The organism is Parabacteroides sp. B2-S-102, from assembly GCF_023656665.1.
GTDB lineage: Bacteria > Bacteroidota > Bacteroidia > Bacteroidales > Tannerellaceae > Parabacteroides > Parabacteroides distasonis.
Genome location: NZ_JAMOKM010000006.1, coordinates 34,664 through 54,183 on the forward strand (window position 1 = coordinate 34,664; position 19,520 = coordinate 54,183).

Below are 19,520 nucleotides of genomic sequence, written 5' to 3' on the forward strand. Positions count from 1 at the left end.
GGGGTTAAAGGGTGAATAACCAAAGGATGAAGCCGAAGAAGGCAATAGTGGAAAGGATAGCCACGATTACACCTATCGCCACTCGGAACACTCCGTTTACAATCTCTCTAATAATGCCCCAAAAGATGCCGAACATCCCGAAGGCGGTGCGTACCATCAAGCCGCATATCGCAAGCCCTATGTACTGCGCCATTTGTCTGAAATTTGCCGTTGCCGTCATATCTTCGCTGTTTTTGATTTTTTTGTTTTTTAATGCGGATTCAAGAGCTGAGGGAGTTGAGTTTCAAACTATCTTATCTGCCTCTCGTTTATCCGACATTTTTTTTATGCGTCTTTCTGTCGCATCGGTCGTTTTCGTTTCGGGTGCTTGAAAAGGTAGGGATTAGGGAATGCAAGGTTTTTCGGGAAAAATACTACCCGCAGGGCTGGAGATTTTTTCCGAAAACAGGAGGCTTGACCTTGCATTCCCGTCCAATCCCGGAATTACCTTTGCGCCCAGAACGGAAATGACTATCTGATGCGGCTCACTGAAAGACGCGAAAATGGAGGTAAACGGAAGTGGAGGCAGATTGGACAGGAAAACTTCAAAAGAGAAATCCGTAAAAAAGGGAAAACGCCAAAAGGAAAAGGGACATAGCCGGAGGCGTGAAACCGGGCAAACCACCGGCAAGGAAGTATGATTTTATATGTCTGGCCGAGCGTGTACGGTCGGACGGATAAAATCATTCTTCCCGGTTTGCCTGCCGTGTGTGACGGCTTGTTCCATTTATGGATCGGGCGGTCAGACACGGCTTTCCGCTTACGGCTCAAAGGAACAGTGGAAAAAGAAAAATCGTCAGAAACCCGTAAAAGCACCTCTTTGGCATAAGCACAAAAGAAATGGGCCTTGCATCATTAGTCTAAACTGTTGTTTAGGCGTGAGGCAAAGCCCTTTTCTCCGCTTATGCGTAGTCGGCATACGTTCGACCAAAATCCTTTTGGGCGATGGTGTGCCGACGGACAAAACCGCTTTTACGGAAAAACTTGTATGAGAAGAAAAAATTAGGGAGATTCATTTCAAAATCTCCCGTTTTATTGTTACTTTTGCATACGAAGAGTTCTTTGAAGGTTACGCAACGCGCAGAAGGATGATGCAGTAGATAACTAACTAAATCGTAACCTATTACTATCATGAGCAATTAACCTACGCTCAGTTCCAATAAATTACACTCTTTTCGTAACTTCTAGAGACAAATATACGATTTATTTCGGAAAAATAGAAGTTATACTTACTTGGCACTTGTAGTATATCTTTTTGGGTAAAGTAAGTATATCTTCTTTAGTACTTGCTGTATATATTCTTTTCTGGTTGGGATGATTCTTGCTGATTATAACTAATACATGATTTCACGTTACTACTTTTGCGGCTCTTCTATTGTTAATTAGTCTTATGTGTTTGCACAGTATTTGTTGTTTTGTGCGGCACATTTTTATTAAAAGTGTGCAGTGTTTGAAAAAAGTATTTATCTTTGCGACCGTTTTGTAATCAAGAAAAGTAAAACATGAAGAAAAAAGTAGTATTAGGTGCGGCATTGATGATGATGCCTTTGGTTTCTTTCGCTGGAGGATATTTGACGAATACGAATCAGCATGCAGCCTTTTTAAGGTCACTTTCGCGAGGTGCTGCAATTGATATAGACGGCGCTTTGTCAAACCCGGCGGGTCTTTCTTTTTTGCCGACAGACGGTTTCCGCGTTGGTGTGAGTATCCAAAGTGCTTTCCAGACCCGGGATATCGATGCCTCTTTCAGTACATACAATGGTTTCGACCCAGTGAATAAGGTGCCGACAGTGAGCGACGTTCCCTATAAAAAGTATTACAAAGGAAAGGCTGCCGCTCCCGTGATTCCGAGTGTTTTTGCGGCTTACAAAAAAGGTGATTGGACGATCTCCGGTTTCTTTGCCATTACAGGTGGAGGTGGTAAGGCTTCGTTTGACGATGGTCTGCCAATGTTCGAATCGGCTGCTATGGCCGGTATCTTCCAGGAAAGTGTAGCGAAATATATAAAGACTGGCGGTCAAAGTCCCATCGTCACGCCGGATATGTATACTATTAACAGTGCGATGGACGGAAAACAGTATATTTATTCCCTACAACTTGGCCTGTCATACAAGATCACGGATTGGCTTTCTGCCTTTGCCGGAGGCCGGATGAACTATTTCTCAGGAAACTATGACGGGTATCTGGATGCAAAATTAAAACAGAATTTTGGTGGAGCAGATTTAATGAACCTGGCTTTGGATTGCGACCAGACAGGTTGGGGGTTGACTCCGGTTTTGGGTGTCGATGTCAAATATGGTAAATTCAATTTCGGAGCTAAATATGAGTTTAAGACGAACTTGAACATCGAAAACAATACCAAGAAGTTGGATTATCCCGACAGTGCGGAAGGTTTGGTTGGCCCTTATAAGCATGGTGTAAATACGCCGAACGATATTCCTTCCATGCTTTCGGTGGCAGCTTCTTATCGGTTTTTGCCCATGTTGAAGGCTTCTGTTGAGTATCACTTCTTCGATGATAAGAAGGCGGGAATGGCCGGTGGAAAGCAGAAGGAACTGGAAAGAGGTACGAATGAGTATCTGTTTGGTATAGAGTGGGATGTTGTCAAGAGATTGACCATTAGCGGTGGCGCTCAAATTACAGATTATGGTTTGTCTGATAATTTCCAAAGTGATGTTAGTTTCTCCTGCGATTCTTATTCGCTGGGCTTTGGTGCTAAAGTGATGTTGAGCGAAAAAATGGCTTTGAACGTGGGATATATGTGGACAACTTACCACGATTATACCAAGAAGATGGACAACTACTGCGGCACGGGACTTCCTGGGCAGAATGTGTATAGCCGCACCAACAAGGTGTTCGGATTAAGTTTGGACTACGCTTTCTAAGCTTGAAAATATTCGTATCCTATTGAAAAAGGAAGCTGCCTGTCGTGTGGCTTCCTTTTTTTAATTCATGGGTATTCAACGGACTATATGAAACCCTATGCATTACGGCTCGTAACCATAGGTTTTAGTCGCTGTAAAGCATAGCTGGGTATGGCATAAAAAAAGAGGGTGCATGACGCATCCTCTTTCTTGATTATTTGTTTTACTTGTTGCCGATTATAACTGAATCCAACGTACATAAGCGAAGTCCATACGGTGAGGCAACTCCTTGTTTACAGGATATACACGGAAGCCTATCTTATGGTTACCAGCCTCGGAAGGAGTGGTCGTTAACTTGAAGAATAACTTGGAGCCTTCTTCCTTCATCAACTCGAACTGAGCGGTATTGATTGGTGACAGCGTGTGTTTCTCCGGATCTTCCTTCATGACAACCATTTCAGCACCTAACATACCTTGTAGTTCATGACGGTCGATTACCAAATTGAAGTTGTATTCTTTTCCTACAACCGGGCCATTCACCGTCAAATCTTGGTCGCAAGTGAAAGATTCCACTTGGAAGCTATCCCAATGTTGCGCAACTTCCTCTTTCCAAGCAGCTAATTGCTTAGCGATCTCGTAGTTGTTAGCGGAAATATGAGCGGAACGAGTAGCCAATTTGTGATAGAAACGATCCTCATAATCGTCCAACATACGTTTCATCGTATAATCCGGAGCGATCTTGGCGATAGAGTTCTTGATATATTGGATCCAGTCCGGAGAGTAACCCTTGCTGTTCTTAGCGTAGTAAGTCGGGATGATCTCAGTTTCCAAGCAATGGTAGATCGTAGCCGCATCCAATTGGTCTTGGTATTGCTGGTTCTCATAAGTACGCTTGTCGGTCAATGCCCAACCTGCGCCTTCTACGTAACCCTCATACCACCAACCGTCAAGAACGGAGAAGTTCAATACACCGTTCATCTCGGCTTTCTCACCGGAAGTACCGGAAGCCTCCAACGGACGAGTCGGCGTGTTCAACCATACGTCTACACCAGAAATCAAACGACGGGCCAAACGCATATCGTAGTTCTCCAAGAAGATGATCTTTCCTAAGAACTCCGGACGGCGAGAGATCTCTACGATGTGTTTGATCAAACCTTGACCACCACCATCAGCCGGGTGAGCCTTACCGGTGAATACGAACTGAATCGGGAACTTCTCATTGTTAACGATCTTGGCCAAACGGTCTAAGTCCGTGAACAACAAGTGCGCACGCTTATAAGTAGCGAAACGACGACCGAAACCAATCAATAGGGCATTCGGATTGATCTTCTCAAGGATGGAAACTACCTTAGAAGGATCACCTTGGTTCTTCAACCAGCTATCTTTATATTGAACACGGATGTAATCAATCAATTTATTCTTCAAGGTCATACGGAGATTCCAGATTTCCTCGTCGGATACATTCTGGATTCCTTCCCAACATTTGCGATTTGATTGATCCTCGAAAAGCTTCGTGCCTAATTTATCCGCATAGAATTTCTTCATCTCCGTAGCGGCCCAAGTCGGCATGTGTACACCGTTCGTTACATAACCAACGTGCAGTTCATCCGGGAAGTAACCTTTCCAAACCGGGGCGAACATACGCTGAGAAACCTTACCGTGCAACCAGCTTACGCCGTTAGCCTCTTGGCAAGTGTTCAAGGCGAATACGCTCATGGAGAATTTCTCGTTAGAGCCCGGGTTCTCACGTCCCATATCGATGAAGTCTTGCCAGCTAATACCTAACTTGCCGGGGAACTCACCCATGTAACGTCCGAACAAACCCTCGTCAAAGTAATCGTGACCTGCCGGAACCGGAGTGTGTACCGTATAGAGGGCGGAAGCACGAACTACCTCCAACGCTTGGTTGAATGAAAGGCCGTCGTTTTGGATATAGTCTACCAAACGCTGAGCGTTGATCAAAGCGGCGTGTCCCTCGTTGCAGTGATAAATCTGTTTCTTGATACCTAACTTGTTCAGCATCATGATACCACCGATACCCAACAAATACTCTTGTTTCATACGGTTCTCCCAGTCGCCACCATATAATTGGTGCGTGATGGAACGATCCCATTCGCTGTTCTGAGGTATATCCGTATCCATTAAGTACAAAGGTACACGACCTACGCTAACTTTCCAGATATGAGCGTAAACGGTTCTGCCCGGATAAGGAACTTCCAATACCATTGGCTCTCCGTTCGACTGCAATACCTGAGTCAACGGCAGGGCGTTGAAATTTTGCGGCTCGTAATTGGCGATCTGCTGACCGTCCATGGACAAAGTCTGTGTGAAATATCCGTAACGATACAAGAAACCTACGGCACATAAATCGATATTACTATCGCTGGCCTCTTTCAAGTAGTCACCGGCTAATACTCCCAGACCACCTGAGTAAATCTTTAATACATTGGTCAAACCGTACTCCATGCTGAAGTAGGCTACAGACGGTTGTGTCTTGTCGGGTTTTACATTGATATAAGCTTTGAAATCAGCGTATACCTTTTGGATTTCAGCCATTAACTCCTTATCTGCTAAGATCTCTTCCATACGTTTGTGTGAAAGGCTTTGTAATAGCTGTACAGGGTTACCTTCTGTGGATTTCCAAAGTTGTTTGTCGATCTTGCCAAATAGTTTAGCGCCTTCATGATTCCATACCCACCAAAGATTCGTAGCGATCTCATTAAGTGGTTCCAACTGTTGTGGAAGCTTGGTATGTGAGTAGACGTCCTTCCAAATAGGACTGTTTGCGTTATTCGCCTTAATTTTCATTATCGTGAAGTTTAAAGTGTTTGTCTAAAAACGAGTGCAAAGATAGCATTATCTTATTAATTATGAGCAATATTTAACTATTTCTTTCCTCGGCATGCCTCATGGCGATATCGAATGCGGTCAGATAATAGTCGATAAACTTGCTCCATTCAGCTTTTCGAGCGAGATCGAAACAACGCTGTTTGATTTCCTCGATGTCCGTAGCATCCTTTTGGCTGAGAGCCAGGATGGAGTTCATGATAGCGTCCGCTACCTCAAAATAATTGAAATCCGTACGATTAATAACCTCTACGCCTTCGCTAAGGTTATCTCCGGATACCGTTTTCTTCGCCCACATACCGAAACCGGCCAGATTGGTCGTGATCGTCGGTATACCGAAAGCGATACTTTCCAGCGGGGTATATCCCCACGGCTCGTAGTAGGAAGGATATACGGTAGCGTCCATCCCTATCAGCATATCATAATAGGTCTTATTGAAAATACCTCCTTTACCGTCCAAATAACAAGGAACGAATATAATCTTTAGTTTTTCGGATGCCGCGTTCGTGAAGCCGGCGTGGTTGATATAATTCAAGACCTTATCTTCTGGCATATTATGCAACCAGTGCGTAATGAAAGGGATTTGAAGCGGAGAGGTCGTCTTTATGTCCTGCTCGATCGCCTCTTTTAAATCCGCACGGGCGGCACGTACCCAAGCCGGTACCATGATAAAGGCGACGACCTCACGCTGCAGGCGTCCGGACGTACGTACACGGTTCATCGCCTCGATGAAGACATCGATACCTTTATTTCTGTATTCATAGCGGCCACTGGTGGAAACCAGCAAAGCGTTCGGGTCGATAGAGCAGCCCAATAATTTCTCTGCTACATTAATTAATGTACGACGTGCCTCCTTCCGCTTTTTAGCGTATTCCTTACCCTCGGGTACGAAGTTGGGCTCAAAGCCGTTCGGGGTAACGATATCCGGTGCCTTATCCAATAACTGTTTACATTCACGGGCCGTGATATCGCTTACGGTCGTGAAGCAATCCACGTAATGGGCGGCCTGCTTCTCTACAGAATGCTTGGCCTCCATGTTTAGCTCCTTAGCCATCTGATCGCCGTTGTAACCGTCCATATAAGCGTATAACGCTTTGTTGTTACCGGCGATAGAGCGTCCGATCGATGTGGCATGCGTCGTGAAAAGTGTCGCTATGGCAGGGATTTGCTTTTGAATGTAAAGCGCTCCCATCGCCAACATCCATTCGTTGAATAGGGCGGCGACTTTCTTGTTTTCCAGTTTGTAAAAGTGATAGAAACTCTCTATTACCTTACCGACCGCATACGCGAAGATACAAGACTCATCGTAATCGCCGTAGGCGTGGATGGAGTCAACTCGGAAATTTTCCCACATAGAATAGAAAAAGGCGTCTCGTTCACTGAAGTAGGATTTGAAATCTACCAGTATAACAGGGGGGGTACCCGGTACGTTCCAGCGACCAACCTTAACTTTCAAGTGATCCACTGCCTCGGCGTGCTTTCTCCAATCCTCAAACAAAGATGCGTCTTCCGTAAAATCGGGAGCGGTTGTGTTTGCCCACACATCCGGACCGATGAATATTACTTTGTCGTTAAAAATTTGTTGAAGCGTATGAGCTTTAGTCGATAGTACGGTATAAATACCTCCCACTTTATTACAGACTTCCCAGCTGCTTTCAAAGAGAAACTCTGGCGTCTTTATCATTTCGTTCATATTTGATTTGTTTATAATCAATGATTTCACCGCTGCAAAGATAATTCATTTTATGTTTTTTCTTGGCCTTTCCTCGGTATTTAATAACATATGTTCTATATTTGTGGATAATTAAATATGAAATAATTATGGCTAAAAGAAGAATTTTAAAGAAAGAGATCAGCTACGTGGCTGGTGAATTGTTCACGGAAGCGCTGGTTTGCAAATTGTATATACCCGGAGTAAATCAAGAGAAAGCGGATGCTTTGATGGCTCGTATCCTAGATATGCAAGATAGTTATATCGTTCGTGCCGGACACCCCGACGGCAAGGATAACAAGGCTCTCGTACGGAATTATTATCGCAAATTAAGAGAGGACTTGCAAAACGAGGTTAACGCTATCGCCGACGAGATAGGAGAGTTGAGCAAGGACAAATAGGCATGAAGAAGGCAATTAGTAAGGCGATACTCCGTATGGCGGGGTGGAAGCTGGGCCCGGTGGATGGCGTGGATTTGCCGAAATGTATCGTATGTGTGGCTCCGCATACCAGTAACTGGGATTTTATCGTAGGGAAACTTTTTTATACCTCGATCGGGTGTAACGCCGGTTTCCTTATTAAGAAAGAGTGGTTCTTTTTCCCTTTTAATTTGCTGTTTAACTGGCTGGGAGGTGTTCCGGTGGATCGTGGTAAACGTACGTCGGTGACCGATCAGATGGTGGAACGTTTCAAGACCAGTGAGCGGTTTCAATTGGCCGTCACACCGGAAGGTACCCGGAAGCGGGCCAAGGAATGGAAAAAAGGATTCTATTTTATCGCTTTGAAAGCGAACGTGCCGATCGTGGTGGCTTATTTTGATTATGGAAAGAAAGAGGTGGGTACGAAAGGTGTTTTTTATCCGACAGGTGATGTGGATAAAGATATCCATACGATACGTGAGATGTATCGGGGAGTTACCGCCTGCCATCCTGAGAATTTCGTACAGGTATAGGAGTGTTTTATGGTGAAGAAATAAGAGTTTTACTATAGGAAAACAAAAGTTTTCCCTAGGAGAAACAAAAGTTTTGCTATGAAGAAACTACTGTTTCTTCACCATGAAACTGTTTCCTTGTCACAATATGTCTTTTTATTACCTTAATATCTTTATTCTATGACTGAAGACTTACGTATCAGCATGATACAATCCCATATCATTTGGGAAGACCGTGAAGAGAACTTGGGTTATTACGGCGAACTGTTGCGCCGTGTTAGTGGAAGAACCGATTTAGCCGTATTGCCTGAGACGTTTACCACGGGATTTTCCATGGACGTGGAGAAACAAGCCGATACGATGGAGGGCCAGACCGTACCGACTATAAAGGAATGGGCTAAGAAATATAAACTGGCCGTGGCCGGGAGTTTTATCGCAAAAGATAACGGAAAGTTCTACAACCGGGCTTTTTTCATCACTCCGGAAGGAGAGGAGTATTATTACGATAAGCGTCATTTGTTCCGTATGGCGGAAGAGGACAAGCATTTCTCGGCGGGCGACAAACGGCTGATCGTGCCCTATAAAGGCTGGAATATCTGTTTGCAGGTTTGTTATGACCTACGTTTCCCGGTTTGGAGCCGCAACGTAAATAACGAATATGATCTTTTGATTTATGTGGCCAATTGGCCCGAGGCCCGGAAGAAGGCGTGGAAGGCATTGCTGCATGCCCGTGCCATTGAGAACATGGCTTATGTCTGTGGCGTGAACCGTGTGGGGGTAGATGGGAAAGGTTTTCTTTTCAGAGGGGATTCCATGATTTATAACGCAAAAGGAAAGAAATTGGCTGATGCCGGAAAACGGGAGGAAATCACCCGGACATGTACCTTGAAGAAGAGCGAGCTGGATGAGTTCCGGGCTAAGTTCCCGGCGTGGAAGGATGCGGATGGATTTGGTATTGACTTCTAATCGTTTAATTCCTTCTTATTATGGAAAAACGTAATCCTTGGGCTTGGATCCCGTCTCTTTATTTTGCCGAAGGCTTGCCCTATGTGGTAGTCATGACGCTTTCTGTGATCATGTATAAACGTCTGGGCGTCTCAAATACGGATATCGCCTTATTTACCAGTTGGCTTTATTTTCCTTGGGTGATCAAGCCCATCTGGAGCCCGTTCGTAGACTTGATTAAAACGAAGCGTTGGTGGATTTATAGCATGCAGCTATTGATTGGCGGGGGAATGGCAGGTGTGGCGTTCGTCCTTCCCGGGGATTTCTTTCTGCGGTTTACCTTGGCTTTCTTTTGGTTGATGGCGTTTAGTTCCGCTACGCACGATATCGCTGCGGATGGGTTCTATATGCTGGGCTTGACGGAGGAGCAACAAGCGTTCTTTATCGGTATCCGAAATACGTTCTACAGGGTGGCGATGCTAACGGGACAAGGTCTGCTGGTCATGCTGGCGGGGCTTTTGGAGGAGAGTACCGGGCGGATTTCTTTTGCTTGGAGTCTGGTGTTTTTTGTATTAGCCGGTACCTTTATCGCCTTGGCTTTGTGGCATAAGTATATCTTACCCCGTCCGGCGAGTGACGCGCAACGTACGAATATCACCCCTCATACCATCTTGGTGGAGTTCGGCAATACTTTCGTGAGCTTTTTCAGCAAGAAAGGGATTATCCCGGCTTTGCTTTTTATGCTGACGTATCGTCTGGGGGAATCCCAATTGGTAAAGTTGGCTTCTCCTTTCCTGCTGGATGGGCGGGAGGTTGGCGGGCTGGCGCTCAGTACCGGTGAGGTCGGGTTCGCTTATGGTACGGTGGGAGTGATCTCCTTATTGCTCGGAGGGGTTTTAGGAGGTCTGGCTATATCCCGGGGTGGCTTGAAGACTTGGTTATGGCCTATGGCATTGGCTATCTCCTTGCCGAATCTGGTTTATTTGTATATGGCTTATACGATGCCGGAGAGTATTGTTGTCGTAAACGCTTGTGTCGCTGTCGAGCAATTCGGCTACGGATTTGGCTTTACGGCTTATACGATGTATCTGATGCTTTTCGCCGAAGGGGAATATAAGACTTCGCATTATGCGATCAGTACCGGTTTCATGGCGTTAGGTATGATGCTACCGGGAATGGCATCGGGATGGATACAGGAGCAGATCGGTTACCAACATTTCTTTATCTGGGTAATGATCTGTTGCATACCTTTATTTATTGTATTGCCGTTCTTGCGTTTCAAGAAAAAATAATCTTATACCGATAATCCGGGAGTGTAGGGAAGGGTCACGATGAATGTGCTACCTTCCCCTTCTTTGGATTCTAGGGTGATATATCCTCCGAAGTGCTCGATGATAATTTGGCAGATCGCCAGTCCGAGGCCTGTCCCTTGCGCAAACTCGTCCAGTTTGTTGAACCGTTCGAATACTTGGGCTTGCTTATCTGCGGGAATGCCTTTGCCCGTATCGGTCACGGAGATCTGGATCCAACGTTTATCTTGCGTATAATCGTATTTAATCAAGATGTATCCTTGCGTCGTGAATTTTGCGGCGTTGTTTATGAGGTTGGTAATCACTTGGGTTAATCGATGTAGGTCCGCTTGGATAATGGCCGGGAGGACCGGCAGTTGTATTTTAAGCGCTACGCCTTGGGGCATCAACAATTGATGGGTGCGGTAGATATGGGATAGTAATTCGTTTAAGTCACAATTCGTGAGGGTAAACGACATCTTACCGGACTCGATGCGGGATAGATCGAGAATGTCATTGATCAATTTCAATAAGAGGTCGCTGTTCTTACTGATAACTTGCATGAACTCATCCCTCTCGTTCGGGCTTATTTCCATATCGCTTGTTAGCAGTTCCGAAAATCCAACGATGGCGTTAAGCGGGGTACGTATCTCATGGCTCATATTGGCGAGGAACGCTGATTTCATTTGGTCCGCTTCCTCGGCCCTTATACGGGCTTTGATAAGATCTTCCTCTACTTCCTTACTTTGTTGGATATTTAAGCAGAGCCCGTTTACTCCGACATTATTGCGGGTGGAGTCTTGTCCATTCTTCGCTTGCGCATATCTGAATTCCCACCATATATGCCCTTTGCCGTTGAAATTATATCGGCGGCGGGTGATCTTACGGGAAGGGAATCCTGTATCAAGCAGGTGCTTATGTTGGATGAAATCTTCCCGGTCTTCAGGGTGGATAGACTCTTGGAATTGCGTGGAGGTGATCGGCTTTATCGGCATATCCAACGACTTATAGAAATCATGGTCGAACTCGAATACGCCGTTGCTGTATCGGAATGCGAAAATATCACCGCTCTCTAAAGCCAACGAGAGGAATTCTTTCTCTTTCCGTAAACTTTCTTGAGCCTGTTTCTTGTGAGAGGCTTCGCGACGGTATTGTACTCTTTGATAGAAAAGTGTCCATAGGATAAATAGGGTTAGAAGAATCCCGCATAGAATAATATATGTTTGATAACGAACCACAAAGGGCATATTCAAGAAGATGCTGTTTTGAGGCAGTTCTTTCCAATCGATACCCCATTTATTTAAAGTCGGGTAATCGAACAGATAGTTTTTGGCGCTTTCCGTTATTTGTGGGAAGCTATTGGCCGGTGTGCCCTTGAGTATGCTGGCAGCTCGTCGTAAGGCTTCTTGGGTTTGGCTCTCTACCGGGGTCATATATCCTCCGATGAAGTCTCCGTCATATCCTACAGATTCGTTGATCGCCGAGAAGCTGGGAAATGAGCAGAACCTACCTAAGGCTATTGAGGTATAATCTCTTTTGGTAGCAAGGTAGGCCTTGTTGTAAGTACTTGTACCTAACCCCCAGATCAAGTTGGAACTGGTGCGGGGTTGAATGGTTTGTATATAGAGGGAATCGAACGGTACTTTTGGGTACCGCACTAAAGAAGAGGATCTCTTTTTATCGGATGGGGATGAATACTGGGGATATTTAAGGTAATCGGGTCTAGCCTTGGAGCATAGCCCTTTTATTTGCTCATCCATATCTTTCAGGATCTTTTTGTCAAGAGCTGTACTATCAGAGACACGTACAATCACGCATTTTCCCATGATTCGCTCAATAAGTTCGACGTTTTTCCGATAGTCCGGCTTATCCCAAAATCCGGATACGTTAGGATACTTTTGAATTAAGGGTATGTTAGGGTAGTTGACTCCGGTAAAAACGATAGGTACGCTATCTAATAAAGGATGTTCGCAAGCCAATAAGGAATAGGTCGCTTGATCATCGTTTACGATTATGATATCAGGCTTCCATAAAGATAACGTATTGAGTTCCGTATATATTCTTTGTTTCTCTTCTGGCGATTGATAAGCTTCGCAATTAAGATAGAACGTGAAGATACTGGCATGAATGCCTTCCTTTTGGAATCCATTTTTAAAAGTCTCTTCTACATCTTTATAGGCTTGAAAGTCCGGCTCATAAGATTGTACTATCAAGATGCGTTTTTCCGTGGTTGAGCGTTCGCAAGAATTTGCGACCAATAAAAACAATGGAAGCAACAATAAAAAAAGATAACGATAAGAAGTGTTCGCCATGTGTATAGCTTCAATATAATAGGTGCAAATGTATAAAAAGTAATTGGATATCAAAGAGACAAATGTCTATTTTTCTTGGCTTCTGAGGCTGGTTTATAATTGAAAAACCAAGGAGATGCGACAACCCTTATTCTTTTCGGACTGGAGCAAGATACGCCCGTTTAATTGTTTTACGATAGCTTGGCAGATCGATAGTCCAAGACCTGTCCCTTGCACGAAATCATCCAGCTTCTTGAAACGCTCGAATATCGCTTCTTGATCCTCGGGAGAGATCCCGATGCCTGTATCCTGCACATAAAGTCGGACGTCTTGTGCATTGGTGGAATACTCGTAACCGATCTCTATAAAGCCTGCGGAAGTAAATTTTATAGCATTTTTCAGTATGTTCTCGAGCGCTTGGTAAAGTCGCTCCTTATCCGAATATAAGCAGATCGGCGTATCGGGGCATTTCTCCTTGAATTCGATACCTTCGGGGACATCGGAAAGATGTTGTTTATAAAGGGTTTTCACTAAATCCGTTAAATTGCAGGATTCTTTATGAAAGACGATACCTCCGGATTCAATCCTTGCCAAATCCAATATGTCATTGACTAACTTTAGTAATAACTCGTTATTGGTCGTGATGATATTAGCGTATTGCTCCTTCTCTTCCGCTGTCAGATCCAGTTCGGCGATTAGGCTTGAAAAGCCGATGATCGCATTTAGAGGGGTACGTATCTCATGACTCATGTTAGCCAAGAATACGGATTTCATCCGGTCGGACTCATTGGCTTTCTCCAAGGCTTCCGCTAATGATTCTTTTTCATGTAATAGGGCTTTTTGCGCTTGTCGTTTTGCCTTGGATTCTTGGGTATACATGATGATGAAGCTACCGAAGACAAAGCAGCACATCGTGCTGACTACGATTATCAAGCTCCGGAATAATCTTGGATATTGGGCCTTAAAAGGAAAGTTCAAAAGTATAGCATCCTTCGGAAGAAGCCTTTTATCAATATTCCAATATTTGACTTCATTGAAATCAAATACATAATTCTTCTTGCTCTTTGTTATCTGTGGGAATGATTCGCTAGGGGAGCCTTTTAATATTTCCGCGGCTCTATCGGTAGATTCTTCTATTTGGGTTTCCAAGGAGGTGATATAGCCACCTACAAGTTTATTCGTATATCCTAGATCCTCGTTGATCGCCGTAAAAGAGGGTTTACTGGAAAAACGGCTGGTGTTCAATACCCGGTAATCCCGTTTGGCCTGTAGATAGTAGATGTAAGGGACGTGTTTACTCATGTACCAAGAAACAGCTGATAGCTTGTCTCCTTGCACGGGCACGACGTTGACGGTCGTACTATCCGGTCGTTTTAAGCTTTGATTGACCCTGTCCAAAGTAGCGATCTCTACCGGTATATACATGATGCGATTGTTATCGACCCGAATGTCTGCTTGAGCACATTGCTCATGTAACGTAGCCTTAATGTGCCTATCTATATACGTACTATCGTGCAACATATAAATCGTAGACTTGCCCAACAGATGTTCTATCAAGCGGATGTTCGTTACGTAGTCGGGCTCGTCCCAGAATCCGGAAACATTCGAATATTGCGCTAATAGTGCCTTATTGGGGAAATTTACGCCGCCAAATACAATGGGGACTGTAGAGATTAGCGGATGATGGCATTGCATTAACGTGTAAGTCGCTTGATCCTCGTAGACCAAAATCAGATCGGGTTTCCAAGTAGAGATCGAATCTAGATACAGGTACATCCGTTTTTCTTCGGCGGGTGCCGCATATTGCTCGCAGTTCAAATAGAATGTTTGGATCGACGGATTAATCCCCTTTTTCTCGAGGGATTCCCGGATCAACCGATCGCAGTCTTTATAAGCTACATAATCGCTTTCATAGGAATGCACTACTAATATACGATATTTATTTCCCGACTGTTGACAAGAGGACTGTAGAATGGCTAGCAGAAAAAGTAGAACAAATATGTAATATTTCTGTATAGATCTCGCTAGCATAAGTCGAAAATTAGTACGTTGCCCTTAATCGTAATTTAAAATGAGTGTTTTTATGCGAGTGCAAACTTATTAATAATTATTGGATATCAATGGCTTTTTTATTGAATATATAGGGCTAAAATAAAAAACGGCTATCAGATCCCGAAGGACCCGATAGCCGTTTTTCTATCTTATGTGGAGTAAAGGAGCGATTAAAACCGCTTCTTTTTATTTTACTTCCTCAAAGTCAACGTCCGTAACGTTACCGTCTTTGCTGTTGTTGCTGCTACCTGCGTTACCGCCAGCTTGTTGACCACCGAAGTTAGGATCTGCTTGCGGACCGCCTTGAGCGCCGCCACCTTGAGCGTTGTACATTTCTTGGCTAGCTGCTTGGAATACGCTGTTCAATTCTGCCATAGCAGCATCGATACCTGCGATATCCTGAGCCTTATGAGCTTCTTTCAATTTGTTCAAGGCACCTTCGATCGGAGCTTTCTTGTCTGCCGGAAGCTTGTCGCCAAGATCTTTCAATTGTTTCTCGGTCTGGAAGATCATGCTATCCGCTTGATTCAATTTATCGATACGCTCTTTCTCTTTCTTATCGGCCTCTGCGTTTGCGGCAGCCTCTTCTTTCATACGCTTAACCTCATCATCGCTCAAACCGCTGGAAGCCTCGATACGGATACTTTGTACTTTACCGGTTCCTTTATCCTTGGCGGATACGTTCAAGATACCGTTGGCGTCGATATCGAATGTAACCTCGATCTGAGGGACACCACGTTGTGCGGCAGGTATTCCATCTAGGTGGAAACGGCCGATAGACTTGTTGTCTTTAGCCAAAGAACGCTCTCCTTGCAAGATGTGGATCTCAACAGAAGGCTGGTTGTCTACAGCAGTCGTAAATGTCTCGGACTTCTTGGTCGGGATGGTCGTGTTAGACTCGATCAATTTAGTCATTACACCACCCATTGTCTCAATACCTAAAGACAGCGGAGTAACATCCAACAACAATACGTCCTTAACCTCACCTGTCAATACACCACCTTGGATCGCTGCACCTACGGCTACTACTTCATCCGGGTTAACGCCCTTAGATGGAGCTTTACCGAAGAATTTCTCAACGACAGCCTGTACGGCCGGGATACGAGTAGAACCACCTACCAAGATCACTTCGTCGATATCAGAAGTTGATAAACCTGCGTCTTTCAAGGATTGACGGCACGGTTCGATACATGCTTGGATCAGACCGTCAGCCAATTGTTCGAATTTAGCACGAGTCAAAGTCTTAACCAAGTGCTTTGGAATACCGTTTACCGGCATGATATACGGCAAGTTGATCTCCGTGCTAGTCGTACTTGACAACTCGATCTTCGCTTTCTCGGCAGCTTCTTTTAAACGTTGTAAAGCCATCGGGTCTTTACGTAAGTCTACGCCTTCCTCTCGTTCGAATTCTTCAGCCAACCAGTCGATGATTACGTGGTCGAAGTCATCACCACCTAGGTGAGTATCACCGTTTGTTGATTTTACCTCGAATACGCCGTCACCTAACTCAAGGATGGAGATATCGAATGTACCACCACCTAAGTCGAATACGGCGATCTTCATGTCTTTGTTCGTCTTATCCAAACCATAAGCTAAAGAAGCGGCAGTCGGTTCGTTTACGATACGGCGTACGGTTAAACCTGCGATCTCACCAGCCTCTTTCGTAGCCTGACGTTGAGCGTCACTAAAGTAAGCAGGTACTGTGATAACGGCTTCCGTTACTTCCTGTCCCAAATAATCCTCAGCTGTCTTTTTCATTTTCTGCAGGATCATCGCTGAGATTTCCTGCGGAGTATACAAACGTCCTTCGATATCTACACGAGGAGTGTTGTTATCACCACGCACTACTTTATAAGGAACGCGATTGATTTCCTTTTGTACTTGGTCATAAGTTTCACCCATGAAACGTTTGATAGAGAATATAGTCTTTTCAGGATTGGTGATAGCCTGACGTTTTGCGGGATCACCTACCTTACGCTCGCCGCCTTCTACGAAAGCTACGATTGAAGGTGTTGTTCTTTTACCTTCGCTGTTCGCGATAACAACCGGTTCGTTACCTTCCAATACGGCAACACAAGAGTTGGTTGTTCCTAAGTCGATTCCAATAATCTTTCCCATGATTGTAAATATTTTAATTGTTATTATTCATCGTCCGTCATCCTCCTTGTTTAAAGGATTCACATAGTATTCAACAAATGCCGTGCCAAAGAAGTTTGGGTTTGAAAATAAATAATACGTGTCATGAATCGTGACATTTTGACGGTTTGGCAGAATACAGAAAGCCCCGGAACCGTTTTAATAGGCCCGGGGCTTCTCTTGTTATTTGTTGATTATTTCCTTTTCTTCTTTCATGTCAAGCTCATTCTTGTCGGCATCAAAGAATTTGTATTCAAGAAAGGCGAGACTTTGATTGGGAATAACTTTTAAACCATGTGTGTACTTCATTTTCCACTTCATGCTCAAGGGGAACAACCCCTTGTTCACATACGCTGCGACATACGGATGTACATGCAGGGTGAATTTCTTCACGTGATGTTTGTTTACTAAGCAATCTATTTTTTCTTCCAGGCTGTCGGTAAACAGGATGGAAGGCTTAACCGTTCCTGTTCCGAAACAGGATGGGCAGTCTTCTGACGTATCCACGTCCATTGCCGGACGTACCCGCTGACGGGTAATCTGCATCAAGCCAAACTTACTAAGAGGAAGGATATTGTGTTTAGCCCGGTCATTTGCCATTGCCTTTGTCATGTGTTCAAATAGCTTTTGCCGGTTGGCAGCCTCTGCCATATCGATAAAGTCTATGACGATGATACCTCCCATGTCTCGTAAGCGGAGCTGACGGGCGATCTCATCGGCGGCGGCTATATTTACGTCGATAGCTGTCTTCTCTTGGGCATCGCTGCCTTTGGAACGGTTCCCGCTGTTCACGTCGATAACGTGCATAGCTTCCGTGTGCTCGATAATCAAGTAAGCTCCACTCTTGTAAGTGACAGTTCGTCCGAATAGCGACTTGATTTGCTTGGTGACCGCAAAGTTGTCGAAGATAGGAAGCTCTCCCGTATATAACTGTACGATTTCTTCCCGTCCCGGTGCGATCAAGCTTACATAGTCGCGGACATTATTATAGACCTCCTTGTCATTTACATAAATATTTTGGAAAGAGGGGTTGAATATATCCCGAAGCAAAGCTACGGTACGTGCCGTTTCCTCATAAATAATAGCCGGAGCTTTGAGTTTAGGCACCTTCACGATATTATCTTCCCATCGTTTCATCAATGTCTTCAATTCATGATCAAGCTCTGCGACACGCTTGCCCTCCGAGGATGTCCGTACGATAACACTGAAATTCTTCGGTTTGATACTTTGGATTAACTGGCGCAAACGGGCTCGTTCCTCGCTTGATTTAATTTTGGTGGAGACAGATACTTTATCGGCGAACGGTATCAGCACGATATATCTTCCGGCAAAAGAAAGCTCGGAAGTCAATCGGGGACCTTTCGTCGAGATAGGCTCTTTAGCAATTTGAACCAACACCTCTTGTCCTACTTTCAGCACGTCGCTAATACTCCCGTTCTTTTCGATCTCCGGTAGAATCTGAGTTTTCGACAGTACCGGCGCCTTTTTGGGATCGCTCAGCAATTGCTTTAAATATTTCTGTTGGGTGTTGAAGTTAGGACCTAAGTCCAAATAGTGAAGAAACGCATCCTTTTTGTAACCGACATCAATGAACGCAGCGTTTAAGCCCGGCATCAGTTTCTTAACCTTACCTAGATAGATATCACCAACGGCGAACGAGACGTTGCGGGCCTCCTTTTGGAGCTCCACAAGGCTCTTGTCCTCCAAGACGGCGATAGATACCTCTTTGGGCTGTACATCAACTACTAATTCACTAATCACTTAAGATGTGTTTTTAAGATCAGACCTTATAAAATACGCAAAGAACAAACTTAAAAGGTCACTTATTAAGTTTGTTCTTTAGAGTTCGTTAGATAGACTTATTTCTTCTTATGTCTATTCTTCTTCAGTCTCTTTTTGCGCTTGTGCGTAGACATTTTATGTCTTTTTCTTTTCTTTCCGCTAGGCATCGCTTTAAAATTTTAAATTAAACGTATAATAATTAATTACTTAACTTCACCAATAAAAGTCTTAGCCGGCTTGAATGACGGAATGTTGTGTTCCGGGATGATGATCGTAGTATTTTTTGAAATATTACGAGCTGTCTTTTGAGCTCTCTTCTTAATAACGAAACTTCCGAAACCTCTCAAGTAAACGTTTTCGCCTTGGGCTAAAGAACTTTTTACGATATCCATGAAGGACTCAACGCTTGCTAGCACTGTCTGTTTGTCGATACCAGTGCTTTTTGAAATCTCGCTAACAATATCTGCTTTAGTCATGTCTATAAATTAATTAATTGATTTTGACCTATTAATTTTTTGGAATGCAAATATATAGCTTTTTATTTAAGTGGAAAAAGAATTGAGCTTCAATTTTTAAATAAAAAGATTCTTCTCGATTCGTAATATATATGTATGTTTGCGGTAATCAAATAGT

13 protein-coding genes are annotated in these 19,520 nt (G+C 44.2%); 5 read left to right on the forward strand and 8 right to left on the reverse strand.

From position 1 onward, the window contains the following. Nucleotides 1-4: 4 nt before the first annotated feature. Nucleotides 5-220 (reverse strand): hypothetical protein, encoded by a 216-nt coding sequence (locus NBH07_RS09740; RefSeq protein ID WP_007366490.1) that lies wholly within the window; start codon nucleotides 218-220, stop codon nucleotides 5-7. A 1,321-nt stretch (nucleotides 221-1,541) separates the two neighbouring features. Here NBH07_RS09740 and NBH07_RS09745 point away from each other — a divergent pair. Continuing rightward, nucleotides 1,542-2,924: an OmpP1/FadL family transporter gene (locus NBH07_RS09745; RefSeq protein WP_008780105.1), complete on the forward strand. Its 1,383-nt coding sequence runs from the start codon at nucleotides 1,542-1,544 to the stop codon at nucleotides 2,922-2,924. Between the two features lie 216 nt (nucleotides 2,925-3,140). Here the strand turns inward: NBH07_RS09745 and glgP are convergent, their stop codons facing one another. Both glgP and NBH07_RS09755 read right to left on the reverse strand, forming a co-directional pair. Beyond that, nucleotides 3,141-5,711 carry an alpha-glucan family phosphorylase gene (gene glgP, locus NBH07_RS09750; RefSeq protein ID WP_250833505.1) on the reverse strand — a complete coding sequence of 857 codons (2,571 nt, stop codon included), beginning with the start codon at nucleotides 5,709-5,711 and terminating at the stop codon, nucleotides 3,141-3,143. Between the two features lie 73 nt (nucleotides 5,712-5,784). After that, nucleotides 5,785-7,443: a glycosyltransferase gene (locus NBH07_RS09755; protein ID WP_009275771.1), complete on the reverse strand. Its 1,659-nt coding sequence runs from the start codon at nucleotides 7,441-7,443 to the stop codon at nucleotides 5,785-5,787. 128 nt (nucleotides 7,444-7,571) lie between these two features. Here NBH07_RS09755 and NBH07_RS09760 point away from each other — a divergent pair, with 128 nt between their 5' ends. The 4 genes from NBH07_RS09760 to NBH07_RS09775 all read left to right on the forward strand — a co-directional run bounded on the left by NBH07_RS09760 (nucleotide 7,572) and on the right by NBH07_RS09775 (nucleotide 10,629). After that, entirely contained in the window at nucleotides 7,572-7,862 is a 291-nt protein-coding gene (locus NBH07_RS09760) for a C2H2-type zinc finger protein (RefSeq protein ID WP_005854588.1), read from the forward strand. A 2-nt stretch (nucleotides 7,863-7,864) separates the two neighbouring features. Further along, the gene (locus tag NBH07_RS09765) at nucleotides 7,865-8,413 is read left to right on the forward strand and encodes a 1-acyl-sn-glycerol-3-phosphate acyltransferase (protein WP_008778223.1); all 549 of its coding nucleotides are present in this window, start codon (nucleotides 7,865-7,867) and stop codon (nucleotides 8,411-8,413) included. A gap of 159 nt (nucleotides 8,414-8,572) precedes the next feature. Then, entirely contained in the window at nucleotides 8,573-9,358 is a 786-nt protein-coding gene (locus NBH07_RS09770; RefSeq protein ID WP_005864648.1) for an amidohydrolase, read from the forward strand. A gap of 20 nt (nucleotides 9,359-9,378) precedes the next feature. Further along, nucleotides 9,379-10,629: an MFS transporter gene (locus NBH07_RS09775; protein WP_005864650.1), complete on the forward strand. Its 1,251-nt coding sequence runs from the start codon at nucleotides 9,379-9,381 to the stop codon at nucleotides 10,627-10,629. Between the two features lie 2 nt (nucleotides 10,630-10,631). On the opposite strand, the gene NBH07_RS09780 is transcribed toward NBH07_RS09775, so the two are convergent. The 5 genes from NBH07_RS09780 to NBH07_RS09800 form a co-directional block, all read right to left on the reverse strand. Further along, a complete protein-coding gene (locus NBH07_RS09780) occupies nucleotides 10,632-12,938 on the reverse strand; it encodes a sensor histidine kinase (RefSeq protein ID WP_156682426.1) in 2,307 nt (768 codons plus the stop codon). Between the two features lie 93 nt (nucleotides 12,939-13,031). Next, a complete protein-coding gene (locus NBH07_RS09785) occupies nucleotides 13,032-14,948 on the reverse strand; it encodes a sensor histidine kinase (protein WP_156682425.1) in 1,917 nt (638 codons plus the stop codon). Nucleotides 14,949-15,155: 207 nt separating this feature from the next. Next, complete coding sequence (gene dnaK / locus NBH07_RS09790) at nucleotides 15,156-17,087, reverse strand: molecular chaperone DnaK (RefSeq protein ID WP_009275777.1); 1,932 nt, start codon at nucleotides 17,085-17,087, stop codon at nucleotides 15,156-15,158. A 201-nt stretch (nucleotides 17,088-17,288) separates the two neighbouring features. Then, complete coding sequence (locus NBH07_RS09795) at nucleotides 17,289-18,866, reverse strand: Rne/Rng family ribonuclease (protein WP_005854603.1); 1,578 nt, start codon at nucleotides 18,864-18,866, stop codon at nucleotides 17,289-17,291. A 224-nt stretch (nucleotides 18,867-19,090) separates the two neighbouring features. Continuing rightward, nucleotides 19,091-19,363 (reverse strand): HU family DNA-binding protein, encoded by a 273-nt coding sequence (locus tag NBH07_RS09800; RefSeq protein WP_005854607.1) that lies wholly within the window; start codon nucleotides 19,361-19,363, stop codon nucleotides 19,091-19,093. Nucleotides 19,364-19,520: the final 157 nt, after the last annotated feature.

Excerpts from the sequence above, each read along its gene's own strand:
- NBH07_RS09740 (WP_007366490.1), bottom strand. The coding sequence starts at position 220 with ATGACGGCAACGGCAAATTTCAGACAAATGGCGCAGTACATAGGGCTT.
- NBH07_RS09745 (WP_008780105.1), top strand. The coding sequence starts at position 1,542 with ATGAAGAAAAAAGTAGTATTAGGTGCGGCATTGATGATGATGCCTTTG.
- glgP (WP_250833505.1), bottom strand. The coding sequence starts at position 5,711 with ATGAAAATTAAGGCGAATAACGCAAACAGTCCTATTTGGAAGGACGTC.
- NBH07_RS09755 (WP_009275771.1), bottom strand. The coding sequence starts at position 7,443 with ATGAACGAAATGATAAAGACGCCAGAGTTTCTCTTTGAAAGCAGCTGG.
- NBH07_RS09760 (WP_005854588.1), top strand. The coding sequence starts at position 7,572 with ATGGCTAAAAGAAGAATTTTAAAGAAAGAGATCAGCTACGTGGCTGGT.
- NBH07_RS09765 (WP_008778223.1), top strand. The coding sequence starts at position 7,865 with ATGAAGAAGGCAATTAGTAAGGCGATACTCCGTATGGCGGGGTGGAAG.
- NBH07_RS09770 (WP_005864648.1), top strand. The coding sequence starts at position 8,573 with ATGACTGAAGACTTACGTATCAGCATGATACAATCCCATATCATTTGG.
- NBH07_RS09775 (WP_005864650.1), top strand. The coding sequence starts at position 9,379 with ATGGAAAAACGTAATCCTTGGGCTTGGATCCCGTCTCTTTATTTTGCC.
- NBH07_RS09780 (WP_156682426.1), bottom strand. The coding sequence starts at position 12,938 with ATGGCGAACACTTCTTATCGTTATCTTTTTTTATTGTTGCTTCCATTG.
- NBH07_RS09785 (WP_156682425.1), bottom strand. The coding sequence starts at position 14,948 with ATGCTAGCGAGATCTATACAGAAATATTACATATTTGTTCTACTTTTT.
- dnaK (WP_009275777.1), bottom strand. The coding sequence starts at position 17,087 with ATGGGAAAGATTATTGGAATCGACTTAGGAACAACCAACTCTTGTGTT.
- NBH07_RS09800 (WP_005854607.1), bottom strand. The coding sequence starts at position 19,363 with ATGACTAAAGCAGATATTGTTAGCGAGATTTCAAAAAGCACTGGTATC.